General features: G+C 70.9%; 14 protein-coding genes. 12 read left to right on the plus strand and 2 right to left on the minus strand.

Features of this window, described 5'->3' with window-relative positions:
• Positions 1 to 5: 5 nt before the first annotated feature.
• The 3 genes from ABZV06_RS15110 (at position 6) to hisD (ending at position 4,416) form a co-directional block, all read left to right on the plus strand.
• Entirely contained in the window at positions 6 to 1,973 is a 1,968-nt protein-coding gene (locus tag ABZV06_RS15110) for an HAD family phosphatase (RefSeq protein ID WP_355621706.1), read from the plus strand.
• A 62-nt stretch (positions 1,974 to 2,035) separates the two neighbouring features.
• Positions 2,036 to 3,079: a histidinol-phosphate transaminase gene (locus ABZV06_RS15115; RefSeq protein WP_355236689.1), complete on the plus strand. Its 1,044-nt coding sequence runs from the start codon at positions 2,036 to 2,038 to the stop codon at positions 3,077 to 3,079.
• 2 nt (positions 3,080 to 3,081) lie between these two features.
• On the plus strand, positions 3,082 to 4,416 hold the full coding sequence (gene hisD, locus ABZV06_RS15120) for a histidinol dehydrogenase (RefSeq protein ID WP_355621708.1): 1,335 nt from the start codon (positions 3,082 to 3,084) through the stop codon (positions 4,414 to 4,416).
• On the opposite strand, the gene ABZV06_RS15125 is transcribed toward hisD, so the two are convergent.
• Both ABZV06_RS15125 and ABZV06_RS15130 read right to left on the minus strand, forming a co-directional pair.
• Entirely contained in the window at positions 4,403 to 7,348 is a 2,946-nt protein-coding gene (locus ABZV06_RS15125) for a tetratricopeptide repeat protein (RefSeq protein WP_355621711.1), read from the minus strand. The two genes, hisD and ABZV06_RS15125, sit on opposite strands and share 14 nt — an antisense overlap.
• A gap of 3 nt (positions 7,349 to 7,351) precedes the next feature.
• Positions 7,352 to 7,756, minus strand: coding sequence for a hypothetical protein (locus ABZV06_RS15130; protein ID WP_355236698.1), 405 nt, complete (start codon positions 7,754 to 7,756; stop codon positions 7,352 to 7,354).
• A gap of 135 nt (positions 7,757 to 7,891) precedes the next feature.
• On the opposite strand from ABZV06_RS15130, the gene ABZV06_RS15135 reads away from it, so the two are divergent.
• The 9 genes from ABZV06_RS15135 to hisF all read left to right on the plus strand — a co-directional run bounded on the left by ABZV06_RS15135 (position 7,892) and on the right by hisF (position 13,035).
• The gene (locus ABZV06_RS15135; RefSeq protein WP_355236701.1) at positions 7,892 to 8,065 is read left to right on the plus strand and encodes a hypothetical protein; all 174 of its coding nucleotides are present in this window, start codon (positions 7,892 to 7,894) and stop codon (positions 8,063 to 8,065) included.
• Positions 8,062 to 8,697 carry an imidazole glycerol phosphate synthase subunit HisH gene (gene hisH, locus ABZV06_RS15140; RefSeq protein WP_355621713.1) on the plus strand — a complete coding sequence of 212 codons (636 nt, stop codon included), beginning with the start codon at positions 8,062 to 8,064 and terminating at the stop codon, positions 8,695 to 8,697. The genes ABZV06_RS15135 and hisH overlap by 4 nt, the downstream gene beginning before the upstream one ends.
• 39 nt (positions 8,698 to 8,736) lie before the next feature.
• Complete coding sequence (locus tag ABZV06_RS15145; RefSeq protein WP_355236707.1) at positions 8,737 to 9,060, plus strand: hypothetical protein; 324 nt, start codon at positions 8,737 to 8,739, stop codon at positions 9,058 to 9,060.
• A gap of 14 nt (positions 9,061 to 9,074) precedes the next feature.
• A complete protein-coding gene (gene priA / locus ABZV06_RS15150; RefSeq protein ID WP_355621716.1) occupies positions 9,075 to 9,800 on the plus strand; it encodes a bifunctional 1-(5-phosphoribosyl)-5-((5-phosphoribosylamino)methylideneamino)imidazole-4-carboxamide isomerase/phosphoribosylanthranilate isomerase PriA in 726 nt (241 codons plus the stop codon).
• Positions 9,797 to 10,186 carry a RidA family protein gene (locus ABZV06_RS15155; protein WP_355621719.1) on the plus strand — a complete coding sequence of 130 codons (390 nt, stop codon included), beginning with the start codon at positions 9,797 to 9,799 and terminating at the stop codon, positions 10,184 to 10,186. The genes priA and ABZV06_RS15155 overlap by 4 nt, the downstream gene beginning before the upstream one ends.
• A gap of 79 nt (positions 10,187 to 10,265) precedes the next feature.
• Positions 10,266 to 10,712, plus strand: a complete 447-nt coding sequence (locus tag ABZV06_RS15160; RefSeq protein WP_355236716.1) for a MarR family transcriptional regulator — start codon at positions 10,266 to 10,268, stop codon at positions 10,710 to 10,712.
• A 5-nt stretch (positions 10,713 to 10,717) separates the two neighbouring features.
• Positions 10,718 to 11,149: an organic hydroperoxide resistance protein gene (locus ABZV06_RS15165; RefSeq protein ID WP_355236719.1), complete on the plus strand. Its 432-nt coding sequence runs from the start codon at positions 10,718 to 10,720 to the stop codon at positions 11,147 to 11,149.
• A gap of 47 nt (positions 11,150 to 11,196) precedes the next feature.
• The gene (locus tag ABZV06_RS15170) at positions 11,197 to 12,195 is read left to right on the plus strand and encodes an NADP-dependent oxidoreductase (RefSeq protein WP_355236722.1); all 999 of its coding nucleotides are present in this window, start codon (positions 11,197 to 11,199) and stop codon (positions 12,193 to 12,195) included.
• Between the two features lie 72 nt (positions 12,196 to 12,267).
• Positions 12,268 to 13,035: an imidazole glycerol phosphate synthase subunit HisF gene (gene hisF, locus ABZV06_RS15175; protein ID WP_355236725.1), complete on the plus strand. Its 768-nt coding sequence runs from the start codon at positions 12,268 to 12,270 to the stop codon at positions 13,033 to 13,035.
• The last annotated feature ends 126 nt before the right edge of the window (positions 13,036 to 13,161 follow it).

The raw sequence follows: 13,161 nt of genomic DNA on the forward strand, positions 1-13,161 counted from the left end.
ACGGCGTGGCCCGGCTCACCGTCGGCCACAAGGCCGCAGTGCCCAGAGATATCATTCCCGATATGTTGCTGGCCCAAAGCCTTGCGGTGCCCAGGGAGACACAGGCGCTCCTGCTTGACATGGATGGCGTCCTCATCGATTCGCTCGCGCTGGACTTCGCGGTGGTCGAGCGTCTGCTGCGCCGACATGTTCCGGGGGTGGCTGTTCCGCTAGAGACGATCAAGCGGTACTTCCCCTACTCGCTGCCGGACTTCTGGGCCCGTGTCTGCGCCTCGGTCGACGTGCGGCTGACCGACCAGGAGATCACCGACCTGGTCCGTAGCCACGAGGAGGAACGGCTCTCGGCCGTCGCCGACGTGCACGCTGGGGTCCCCGAACTCCTGCGGGACGCCCGGTCGGCGGGCCTGCGGTTGGCGGTGGTGTCCAACAACCCCAAGCGCGACGTCGAGCGGATACTCGCCTCGGTGAAGCTGCGTGATCTGGTCGATGCCGTTGTAGGCAATGACGCGCCGGGCATGGAGCGCAAGCCGGCCCCGGACCCGTACCTGGCCGCTGCGGCCGAGCTCGGTGTCGCCCCGGACAGGTGCGTGGCCATCGAGGATTCCGTGCTGGGCCTCCAAGCGGCCCGAGACGCGGGCTGCTACACCGTCGGCGTGGCAACCGGGGCCAGCAGCCTGGACGAGCTGTCTGGCTCGGGGCTCGCGGACCGTTGTCACCGGGACCTGCGGCCGAACATGGTCTCGCTGGGGCGGGAGGGCATCACGCGTAAGTCGCTCGACACGCCGAACGACTTCGTCAGCCACATGGTCGAGCACATCGCCTGGCGGCTCGGTTGTTCCATCGAACTGCGCTGGAACAACGATGACTGGCGCGGGCTCGGGACGGCGCTGGGAACGGAGATCGCCCGGATCCCGCGGCTGAGCGACAGCGCGGCGGCGCTGGGCATGATCGACGACGGCAGTGCCGAGGTGCAGCTCCGGGTCGACCCGGAAGGTGGTGCGTCTTTCCACGCGTCACCGCAGGTCGACTTGGACTGGTTCCTGTCGGTCCGCTGCGAGCAGTTGTCGCACGGTGCGCCCCTGGTCGACCTCCTAGACGCCTTGGGCCGCGCCGCCGGGCTGTGGATCACCGTCACGGTCGCGAGCTTCGAGGACCCGCACCACACCTGGGAGGGCGTCTACCGGGCCGTCGGTATTGCCCTCGACCGGATGTGCAACCCGCTGACCGAGGAGAGCTCGGCGGCGGTAACGAGCGCACCTCCCGAGAACAGCGGTGAGCGCGCCGTCGAGCGCGGCTGGCGGGTGGAGTCGCTGTCAACCGGTTCGGTCCGGCTGAGCCGGGCGACCGCCGAGAGCGTGGTGGCGGTCGAGGTGTCAATGGGCGATCCGGGTGCCGACGTGTTCATCGAGGTCGCCGACTCGGTCCGGGTCACCGGCTTCGCCGGTTTGGTGGACGCCTTCGCGCGTGAGGCTGGCTTGCGGGTTTCGGTGCGCTTCGAGGCGACCCGGCTCAGCTCCAGCCACGTGGTCACCGAGGACGTCGGCCTGGCGCTGGGCCGCGCGTTGCGATACCTCGCGATCGAGCGGATCAGCGAGGTCGGGATCTATGGTGCCGGCTCGAACGTACGCGCCGTGGCCGACCTGGATCAGCCGGTGCGTGTCGGCGTCAGCATGGAGGGCCGCAAGTTCTGGAAGTACGTGCCGCTCGACCAGACCTACCCTGAGTTCCGGCGGTCCTTCCTCATCGGCCACGACCTGTGTGGTGACCTGTTCAGTGAGGACCTGGACGACTTCGTCGACGGGTTCGCGGGCGGACTGCAGGCCAGCGTCATGGTGCACATCCGTTCCGACGTCGGCGCCGAGAAGGGCTGGCCGCTGCTCTTCGCCGCCATGGGGCAGGCCACCCAGGAACTGCTGTCCGTGAACCCGTATCGCAAGGCCTTGGCACCCGGGGTTAAGGCGACGCTCGCGTGACACCCCGGACACGGAACAGCGCGCTGACGTTTCCCGCCGCCGTTCTCGAGGCGAAACCCTACGTGCCCGACTGGGCCGGGCAGGATCGCCGTGGGTTGATGCGCCTGGACCGCAACGAGGCGCCCGGGCCGCTCTCACCCGCGGTGGCGGAGGCGGTGAGCGCGTACGTGCGGGATGCGGGCGTTCACAGCTACCCGGAATATCCCCAGTTGGCTGCCGCTCTGGGGCAGTACTGCGGTGTTCCCGCCAACTGGATCCTGCCGACCAACGGCTCGGATCAGGGCATCGACCTTTGCGTCCGAGCCTTCCTGAGGCCCGGCGCGTCGATGGTGGTGGCACGTCCCGAGTTCGTCATCTTCGGCCACACCGCAGGGCTGGCTGGCGGGTCGGTCGTCGGCGTCCCCTATCCGAGCGACCTCCGATACCCCTACGAGGAGTTCCGGGCCGCCGTCGCGGCCCGCAAGCCCGACCTCGTCGTGTTCGTCAACCCCAACAACCCGACGGGAACACCGGTCGACGTGGAGTTCATCGCGGAGGTCGCCCGGTCGGTGCCCGACGTCCCGGTCCTGGTGGACGAGGCTTATTACGAGTTCACTGATGCCACCGTCGTTCCGTTGATCCAGGAGCTGCCCAACCTGATCGTGTTGCGGACCTTCTCGAAGGCGTTCGCCATGGCAGGCCTGCGGCTCGGCTACGTCGTCGCGGTGCCCGAGGTGGTCGAGCAGTTGGTCAAGCTCCGCAATCCGTTCGACGTCAACGCCCTGGCCGTGGTCGCCGGTCTGGCGCAGCTCGCCCGCCTGAGCGAGATGCGTGCCATGGTCGGGGAGATGATGGGCGACATCAAGCCCGAGGTGGTGGGCTTTTTCCGGGACCAGGGAGTGGTCGTCCACCCAGGCGCGGCGAACTTCCTCCTGGTGCGGCCGGAGCGCCCGGAGGAGACGGTGGTCGCGCTGCGAGCGGCCGGCATCCTCGTCCGCACGATGACTCATCCGCTCCTGGCGGGGATGTTTCGGATGAACCTCGGCACGCGCGAGGAAATGACCAAGCTGATGAATGTCTATCGCGGAGTACTGACCACTGGGCTGGGCCCGGAGACGGAGCGATGAAGGTGCGAGTCAACCGTTACGAGCTGAACGAGCTGTCGGCGTCGGAGCGCCGCGTGCTGATGCAACGGGTTCGTGCCGACTACGCCGCCATCGAAGGCACCGTTCGCGAGATCATCGATGACGTCCGCGAGCGCGGTGACGCCGCCCTGATCGCGCACACCGCCCGCCTGGACGGGGTGACCCTGGCGCCGGAGCAGCTGCGGGTCACCGAGGCCGAGTTCGCGGCGGCGGAGTCCAGGGTGGACCCGGAGGTTCGGGCCGCCCTGGAGAAGGCGATCGCCAACATCCGGCACCACCACCAGGCGCAGCTTCCCCAGGCGACGTGGATGCAGGAGGTGCGTCCCGGCGTGCTCGTCGGCGAGCGCTGGACTCCCATCACGTCCGTGGGTCTGTACGTCCCCCGGGGCAAGGGCTCGTTCCCGTCCGTGATGACCATGCTGTGCGCCCCTGCGGTGATCGCCAAGGTGCCGGACATCGCCGTCTGCACCCCGCCGGGTCCGGACGGCACCGTCGACGACGCCTCACTGGTCGCTGCGGCGCTCTGCGGGGTACGCACCATCTACAAGATGGGTGGCGCACAGGCCATCGCCGCCTACGCCTACGGCACGAAGACGGTTCAGCCGGTCGAGAAGATCATCGGTCCGGGCAACCAGTACGTCTCCGCCGCCAAAAGGGTCGTCTACGGCGACGTCGACCCGGGCCTGCCCGCCGGCCCGAGTGAGTCGGTGGTCCTGTGTGACGGGGCGGCCGACCCGGCCATCGCGGCTCGCGAGCTGTTGGTCGAGGCCGAGCACGGCCCCGATTCGGCCGCGTTGCTGGTGACCCACTCCCGCTCGCTCGCCGACGCGGTCGAGAAGTTGCTGCCGTCGCTGCTCCTCGCTCTGCCGCAGCAACGTCGGGAGTTCTGCGAGACGGTGCTGAGCAACTTCGGCGGCATCGTGCTCACCGCCGACGAGGCAGAGTCGGTGCGGTTCGTCAACGAGTACGCCCCGGAACACCTCCGGGTCCTCATGACCGACCCGTTCGACAAGCTCGCCAAGCTGACCAATGCCGGTGAGATCATGCTGGGCGAGAACACCTCCATCCCGTTCGGGAACTTCGCCGTGGGCGTCAACGCGATTCTGCCGACGGGCGGGACGGCGCGGAGCCAGTCCTGTGTCGGCACGTTGGACTTCCTGAAGCGCTCGTCCTTCGCCTACGTCTCGGACGAGGGGGTCGCGGAGGTGGGCCCGACGGCGGTCACCCTGGCCAATTACGAAGGATTCCCCGCCCACGCCGCCGCGGCAGCGTACGTGGTGGAGCGCGCCGCGGCGCGGCGGGAGGCTAAGGGAAGTTGAGCGGAACCGAGGCCGTCGAGGCGTGATCCTCGATCACTCGGCCCAGGTGTGCCAGCTCGGTCGTCAGCTTACGGCGGGCGGCCGAGCGGCGCGCCTTGGCCAGCAGCCGGTTGGCGGCGGTGTGCTGACCGGACGAGCGCAGCGCCAGCGCGTACGCCCGGGAACACTGCACCGCGCTGTGGTGCAGGTGGCGGGCCTCGTAGATCGCGCTCACCTGCCGGTAGGCGTCGAGGTCTAGCTCACCCCCCGCCCGGCGCGCCTCGGCGAGCCCCAGGGTGGCGTGCCCGACCTCGGTCTCACTCCCGGTGTTCCGGAACCGGAGGATGGCGTCGGTGTAGAGCCGGATGGCGTCGCTCAGTCGACCGGTCGAGCGACAGGTCTCCGCTAGACCCAGCAGGGCCCAGCCCTCGCTGCGCACGTCCCCGACCTGGCCACAGCGCTCCAGTCCGTCGAGGTGGTGCCGCTCCGCCGTGTCGTGCTCGCCGACCAGCCGCGCCACCTCGCCCAAGCCCCACAGCGCGTAGGCGTGGCGTTCCGCGTTCTCCCGGGACACCGCCCGCTCCAGCGAGCGCTGGTAGGCAGACCGGGCGATCGGCCAGTCCTCGAGAAGCCGGCGCACCTCGCCGATGCCGAACTCGGCCTCCATGAGACCGGTCTGGTGCAGGCAGCTGCGGAAGGCGTCTTCCGCCTCCCGGTATCGCCGCTCAGCTCGCGGATAGTCGGCGCGGAGGCGTTCCAGTTTTGCCCGACCCAGGCTCGCCCAGCCGGCTTCCCGGGCGGCGACCGGGGGTTCCTCGGCGCGCCCGGCGTGGGCAGCCCGGGCGGCCGCACCGTACTCCCGGTCCGCCTCCGCGTAGCGACTCGCCATCCGAAAGGCATCGGCCCGCCGGTTGTGCATGGCGGCGGCGGCCAGATTGCTTTGCTGTGCGCGCAGCGCGTCGGCCCAGTGCCGCGCCGCGTGCTCGTAGTTGCCCCGGATGCTTTCCTGGCTGGCCATCACCGCGTGCAACATCGGTAGCCAACCGGCCGTCGTCGGGGTTTCGGCCACGACGCGGTCGACGGCGGCCCGCAGCCCTCCTGCGCCGCCCCGGGCGATGATCTCGTCGCGTTCGGCGAACAGCAGGCTGACCGCCTCCTCGTGCCGGCGGGCATCCATGAGGAGCCGGGCTGCGGCGAGCGAGAGGCCGTTGGCCTGCAACTCCCTGGCCGCGCTCAGCCGAGCCCGAGTGACGAGTTCCTGATCGGTGGTTGCCAGCACCGCCCGCGCCACGTTGGAGTGGATCTGTAGCACGCCGCTGGCGGCTTTCACCAGCGGAGGGCTGTGGGTGAGCGCGTCCAGCGTCGCCGCGAACGACGCGATGGCGGCAGTCCGCTCGATCACATCGCGCGCCACCGGAGCGGCGATGACGGCCAGCGCCAGCAGGATGCGTTGCGCGCCCTCGGGCACCTCGGCCAGGTAGCGGTTCAACCAGTAGCGGTGCAGCTCGGCCGGCTCGCCGGCCTCGAGCTGCCCGCGTTCTGCCGACTCCTGCCAGTCCGGCGTACGGATGAACTGCTCGACGCAGGTGATGTCGCCGGCCAGCTCCGTGAGCCACGCCACGGTCGTCGCGGACACCTCGATCCCGTGCAGGTCGAGGTACGGCGAGACTTCGTCCTCGGTCAGGCCAATCACCTCAGTGACTGGGACGGTCAACGAGGGTGGGGGTCGGTCCCAGGAGGCGAGAACGACGAGGGATTCTCCCGCCTCGGCCGCCCAGAGCAGCTCGGCGAGCAGGTCGATGACCCCCTGGGCGTCCGCGCGCTGGGGGGCGTGGGAGTTGTCGATGACGATGACGTGGCGGCCCTGTCGTACGGCGGACACAACGGCCCGCCGCGCGGACGAGATGTCGCGGGCGAACGAGTCGTCGATGCACGCGTCGATGGGTTCGAGGACGCCCTGATGCTCGAGCAGGTGCAGGGCGAGCCGGATCAGCAGGCGCTCCGGTGAGCGGTTCGCCGGCGGCTCGAAGTCGTACCAGAAAACGGAACCGACGACGTCGCGCCGCAGCAGGTCGCGGACCAGTTCGACGGCGACGACGGACTTACCGCTGCCCGGTGGTCCGTGCAGCAGGATCCCGCCGGTCACGCCGTTCAACAGTCCGTCGCGGACCTCCTGGACCAGCCGGCGACCCTCAAGATGAGGTTCGGGCAGCGTCAGCAGTGCGGGAGCGGTACCCAGGCGGGAGAGTTCGGGGTGGGTGGCGACCAGGTGGGTCACCGCCTGCCGCCGCCACGCCACCGCGAGATCGTCGAGGTCGATGCCGAGCATTTCGGCGGGCAGCGCCGACCGGTCGAGCAGCGCGGCGTCGGCGGTCAGCCGCTCGTCCTCCCGAAACCCGACCACCGAGCCGACCACGGTGTGGCTCCGTAGGTCGATGACCGGCCCACCGCTCTGCCCCTGACTGCGGACCGAGAAGGCGATGCGGAAGCGGTGCCGGTCGGGGACGGCGCGCAGGAATTCGCCGCTGAGCGACCCGAGGCCGGCGTGGCCGCCGCCTGCCACCGTGAAGCCGTACACGCGCAGCGGCGCGCAGTCGACGTCGTCCCCGGCCAGCCGACCCGGCGTGCTGAGCGGCAGGTATCCGGACGGCTCCAGGTCGAGCTTCAGCAGAGCCCAGTCGGCCAGTCGGTCGTGGCAGCCCGGCAGACAGTGGGCGCGGGTGGTGACCGTTCTGTGGCCGTTGCCGGTGGTGACGAGGACCTCCAACGGGAAACTCTCGCCAGCGACCAGGAAGCGCGCTTTGACCGAATGGAATGCGGTGATCAGGTGACCGGTCGGGGAGATGAAGAAGCCGGTGAAGACGCCGCCGTCTAGGTCGGGATCTCGTAACCGCACCACGGCGGATCGTGCCTGGACGGCAAGGAAGGTGCTCAGCGCCGAGGCATAGTCCATGGGTCAGGCGGTGGCGGCGGGCGGGACCGCCCCGCAGAGACTGTCGAGATGCCGCCGGGTCACGAGTACGGCGGCGGTCGCCAGTGGGTCGATGATCATGTCATTGGTGCCGGCCTTGGACAGGCTTCCCGCGATCAGCGCGATGAGAGCCAGCTCACTGAGCTGCTTGCTGCGATCGCTCAACCGGGCGTAGCGGACCTGCTCGCAGAGCAGGCGCTGGAGTTGGTGTCGGTGACTGTGCAGCCATTGGGCGAAGAATTCCTGGATCTTGGCGGGGGATGGAAGATGACCGCCGGACAGGATGAGATCGGGATCCTCCTCGCCCGCCAGGTAACCGGCGTACCAGCGACGGAGCGCCTCGTCCGGATCGGCGAGCAGCGCGTCTGCCTCGATCTCAGGGCTGGACACTGAACCTCCTCACGATGTCGAGCGGGTCGGTACCTCAAGCACGATGGTATATCCGACCGGTCGTTGATCTCTTCCCGTGGGGTGCACGCCGGCCTGCGCCCCTGCCACTCCCGGCCGGTCCACTATCGTTGAACCGTGAATCGCTTGCTGCCGACGTTGCTGCTGATCCTGGCCGGGGTGCTGGTGGGTGGGGCGTGGTCGCTGCACCGACAGGGCGCTCCGCGTGGCGCCGTCGTGGTCACCGGGCTGCTGGCGCTGCTCGCCACGGCGGCCGGGGTGCTCCGGCTGATTCCGGGGTCGGGGTCGTGACCCCCGACGTGGTGGTGCTCGACTACGGCTCGGGCAACCTGCGCTCGGCCGAGCGGGCCCTCGAAGCGGCCGGCGCGGCCGTCCGGGTGACCGACGACCTGGCCGCGGCGGCCGCCGCCGATGGTCTGGTGGTGCCGGGCGTGGGCGCGTACGCCGCCTGCATGGCGGGTATCGACGCGCTGGGCGCGGGGCCGGTGATCGCGGAGCGGGTGGCCGCGGGTCGGCCGGTGCTCGGCATCTGCGTGGGCATGCAGGTGCTCTTCGAACACGGCGAGGAGCACGGGGTGGTGACCAAGGGCCTCGGGCTGCTGCCCGGCGGGGTGACCCGGTTGGCCGCGCACCGCCTCCCGCACATGGGCTGGAACACGGTCCGCGCGCCCCGGGGGTCGGTGCTGTTCGCCGGGTTGTCGGCCGAGAGCCGGTTCTACTTCGTGCACTCGTACGCGATGGCTGACCCGGCGGCGCTGGCGGGCGCGGGCGCGCTGGTGACCACAGCTCACCACGACACCGACTTCGTGGCGGCGGTGGAGCGCGGACCGCTGTCGGCGGCGCAGTTCCACCCGGAGAAGTCCGCCGACACCGGTGCCGCGTTGCTGCGCAACTGGCTCGCCACCCTGCCCGCCGGTGGCTGAGCGCCGACGCCGTCCGTCGTTCGATCGGCGGGCGTCGCGGTGAGTCGCGAGCGCGCGCGTCGGCGGGCGGAACGTGAGGCGGAGCTGGCACGGGAGCGGGCGGTCCGGCAGCGCCGGGTGGCACGTCGCCAGCGCCGCCGCGCGGTTCTGCGCCGGTTGGCGCCGCAGGTCCGACGGGGTCGCACGGGCCGGCTGGCCCGGCACTCACGGGGTGAGCGCGCCGCGATCGTGCTGCTCACCGGGGCGGCGATGATTCTGATCTGGACGTTCGTCGACGATCTGGCGCTGCGTGTCGCGCTGATCGTCCTGTTGCTGCTCGTACTGCCGGCGATCGTGGTGATCGCCCTGGACCGTCGTACCTGATCGAGGAGAAGACCGTGAGCCTCACCCTGTTACCCGCCGTGGACGTCGCCGACGGCCGGGCTGTCCGGCTCGTGCAGGGCGCCGCCGGCAGCGAGAGCGTCTACGGCGACCCGCTGGACGCGGCGTTGGCGTGGCAGCGCGACGGCGCGGAGTGGATCCACCTGGTCGACCTGGACGCGGCGTTCGGTCGGGGCACCAACGCGCACCTGCTCGCCGAGGTGGTGCGTCAGTTGGACGTGCAGGTGGAATTGTCCGGTGGCATCCGCGACGACGAGTCGCTGCGCGCCGCGCTGGGCACCGGGGCGGCTCGGGTGAACATCGGCACCGCCGCCCTGGAGAACCCGGAGTGGTGTGACCGGGTGGTGGGGGAGTACGGCGACCGGGTCGCCATCGGGCTGGACGTGCGGGGTCAGACGTTGTCCGCGCGGGGTTGGACCCGCGACGGCGGTGACCTGTACGAGGTGTTGGAGCGCCTGGACAAGGCGGGTGCCACCCGGTACGTGGTCACCGACATCACCAAGGACGGCACGATGCGCGGGCCGAACCTGGATCTGCTGCGGGACGTGTGCGCGCGTACCGACCGTCCGGTGATCGCCTCCGGTGGCGTGTCCACCCTGGACGACCTGCGGGCGCTGACCACGCTGGAGCCGCTGGGTGTGGAGGGCGTGATCGCCGGCAAGGCCCTGTACGCGGGCGCGTTCACGGTGGCCGAGGCGCTGCGCACCCTGGCCGAGGCGTGACTGTCACGCGGTTGGGCTCGGGAGGGCCGTGGGAGCAGAGCTACGGCTACTCCCGGGTGGTCCGGGCCGGTGACCTGGCCCTCACGGCGGGCTGCACGGCCACGGTGGACGGTCGGGTGGTGCATGTCGGGGACGCGGCCGCGCAGACCGCGCAGGCGTTGCGGATCGGGTTGGCGGCGCTCGCCGAGGTGGGCGCGGGGCCGGGTGACGTGGTGCGGACCCGGATGTACGTGACCGACCGGCTGCACGCCGACGAGGTGGGCCGGGCGCACAACGCCGTCTTCGGCGCGGTCCGACCGGTGGCGACGCTGGTGGTCGTCGCCGGTCTGCTCGATCCGGAGCACCTGGTCGAGGTGGAGTTGGAGGCGTACGTCGGCGACCGCTGACCGCGTCGGTGGCGGTCGTCACGGCCGCACTCCGCACCGATCGGTTGTGCACAACTTAATTGCGGACTACGGTTCAGCGGTGACCGATGACCTGGTGCTGCGCCGGCAGGTGTGCTTCGCGCTCTACGCCGCGTCGCGCGCCCTCACCGACGTGTACCGGCCGATCCTCGACGAGGCCGGGCTGACCTACCCGCAGTACCTGGTGCTGCTGGTGCTCTGGGAACGCCCCGACGACCCGCCCACGGTGTCCGAGCTGGGCACCGAGCTGCGGCTCGACTCCGGCACCCTCTCGCCGCTGCTCAAGCGGCTGGAGAACGCCGGACTGGTGGCGCGCCAGCGTTCGGCGCGCGACGAACGGCTGGTCGAGGTCAGCCTCACCGAGCAGGGTCGGGCGCTGCGCGAGCGGCTGTGCGGCGTCCCGCTGCGGATCGCGCAGGCCACCGGGCTGGGCATCGACGAGCTTGTCGCGCTGCGCGACACCCTCACCCGGGTCACCGAGACCATCCACCGACAGAAGGAGCAGTGACCACCATGCAGGTTCTCTACACCGCGTCCGCGACCGCCACCGGTGACGGCCGTGACGGCCACGTCGAGACCTCCGACGGCACGTTCGCCCTCGACCTGGCGTCGCCGAAGGAGCTGGGTGGCGCGGGTGGCGCCGCCAACCCGGAGCAGCTCTTCGCCGCCGGCTACGCGGCCTGCTTCCACAGCGCCCTGCGCATCGTCGGCCGCCGCGCCAAGGCCGACGTGACCGGCTCCGTCGTCTCCGCCGAGGTCGGCATCGGTCCCAACGGCAGCGGTGGCTTCGGGCTCACCGCGCAGCTCGTCGTCGACCTGCCGGCCGTTCCTCGGGAGACCGCCGAGCAGCTCGTCGAGCAGGCTCACCAGGTCTGCCCGTACTCGAACGCCACCCGCGGCAACATCGACGTCGCGCTGACCGTCCGCGAGACCCTGGCCGCCTGACCGGCGCGGACCCCGCCCCCATCCGCGTACGAGAGGACGACCACCCCATGACCAGCAATCGCGAGATCCACCTGGCCCGCCGCCCCGAAGGCTGGCCCACCGAGGACACCTTCCGGCTCGTCGAGACCGACGTCCCGACGCCCGGACCGGGCCAGATCGTGGTCCGCAACCAGTACGTCTCCGTCGACCCGTACATGCGGGGACGGATGAACGACGTCAAGTCGTACGTGCCGCCGTTCGCGCTCGACGCCCCGCTCGACGGGGCCGCCGTCGGCGAGGTGGTGGCCAGCGAGTCACCCGACATCTCCGTGGGCGACACCGTCCTGCACGGGCTCGGCTGGCGGGAGTACGCGCTGCTCGACGCCAACCGTGCGCGCACGGTCGACGCGAGCATCGCCCCGGCCAGCGCGTACCTGAGCGTGCTCGGCATGCCCGGCCTGACCGCGTACGCCGGCCTGCTGGAGGTCGCCGCCCTGAAGCCCGGCGAGACGGTCTTCGTCTCCGCCGCGGCCGGCTCGGTCGGCAGCCTGGTGGGCCAGATCGCCAAGCTCAAGGGCGCGGGCCGGGTCATCGGCAGCGCCGGCTCGGCCGCAAAGGTCGAGCGGCTCCGGGCGCTCGGCTTCGACGCCGCGTTCGACTACCACGACGGGCCGGTCCGCGACTCGTTGCGCACGGCTGCTCCGGACGGCATCGACGTGTACTTCGACAACGTCGGCGGCGACCACCTGGAGGCGGCGATCTCGGCCATGAACCTGCACGGCCGGGTCGCGATCTGCGGCATGATCGCGCAGTACAACGCCACCGAGCCGCCGGCCGCGCCGCGCAACCTGGCGCTGGTCATCGGCAAGCGGCTCACCCTGCGCGGGTTCCTGGTCAACGACCACAACGACGTGCGCGCGACGTTCGTCCAGGACGTGGCCGGCTGGCTGCGCGAGGGCAAGCTGTCGTACGACGAGACGGTCGTCGACGGCATCGAGAACGCCCCGGCGGCGTTCCTGGGCCTGCTGCGCGGCGAGAACCTGGGCAAGATGCTCGTCCGGGTGTGACGTGGACGTCCTGCGCGGCGGTCGGCCCCTCGGGTCGGCCGCCGCGCCGCACGCGGAGGATAGGGTGACGGCATGACGGTGGCGGTACGGGTGATCCCCTGTCTCGACGTGGACGCCGGGCGGGTGGTCAAGGGGGTCAACTTCCTCGACCTGCGTGACGCCGGCGACCCGGTCGAGCTGGCCGCCGCGTACGACCGGGCCGGTGCCGACGAGTTGACCTTCCTCGACGTCACCGCGTCCTCCAGCGACCGGGGCACCATGCTCGACGTGGTGCGCCGCACCGCCGAGTCGGTCTTCATCCCGCTGACCGTCGGGGGCGGGGTCCGGCAGGTCGGCGACGTCGACACGCTGCTGCGCGCCGGGGCCGACAAGGTCGGCGTGAACACCGCCGCCATCGCGCGGCCGGAGCTGATCGCCGAGATCGCCGACCGGTTCGGCCGGCAGGTGCTCGTGCTCTCCCTCGACGTACGCCGTGCACCGGCCGGCGTCACGCCCAGCGGGTTCGAGGTCACCACCCACGGTGGCCGGCGTGGCACCGGCATCGACGCGGTCGGCTGGGCCCGGCAGGTCGCCGAGCTGGGCGCGGGGGAGATCCTGCTCAACTCGATGGACGCCGACGGCACCAAGGCGGGCTTCGACCTGGAACTGATCGGCGCGGTGCGGGCCGTGGTGGACGTGCCGGTCGTCGCCAGCGGCGGGGCCGGCGAGGTGGCGCACTTCCCGCCCGCCATCGGCGCCGGGGCCGACGCGGTCCTCGCGGCCAGTGTCTTCCACTTCGGCGAGCTGACCGTCGGCGAGGTCAAGGACGCCCTGCGCCGCAGCGGCCACCCGGTCCGCTAGCCGGCTCATCGCGCGACGTCCTTCTGCTCGGTCAGACGCCCAGTTCGGTCGAACGTCGACCCTCGCGCATGCGGTCACCCTTGTCGTCGATGCCCCGCCAACCACAACCTGCGGTCGGGTTGACCA

The organism is Micromonospora sp. NPDC005172 (assembly GCF_040608555.1).
In the GTDB taxonomy this organism is placed as follows: domain Bacteria; phylum Actinomycetota; class Actinomycetes; order Mycobacteriales; family Micromonosporaceae; genus Micromonospora.

Coding starts and splice junctions, on each gene's coding strand:
- ABZV06_RS15170 (WP_355236722.1), top strand. CDS start 11,197: ATGACCAGCAATCGCGAGATCCACCTGGCCCGCCGCCCCGAAGGCTGG.
- ABZV06_RS15125 (WP_355621711.1), bottom strand. CDS start 7,348: ATGGACTATGCCTCGGCGCTGAGCACCTTCCTTGCCGTCCAGGCACGA.
- ABZV06_RS15165 (WP_355236719.1), top strand. CDS start 10,718: ATGCAGGTTCTCTACACCGCGTCCGCGACCGCCACCGGTGACGGCCGT.
- hisF (WP_355236725.1), top strand. CDS start 12,268: ATGACGGTGGCGGTACGGGTGATCCCCTGTCTCGACGTGGACGCCGGG.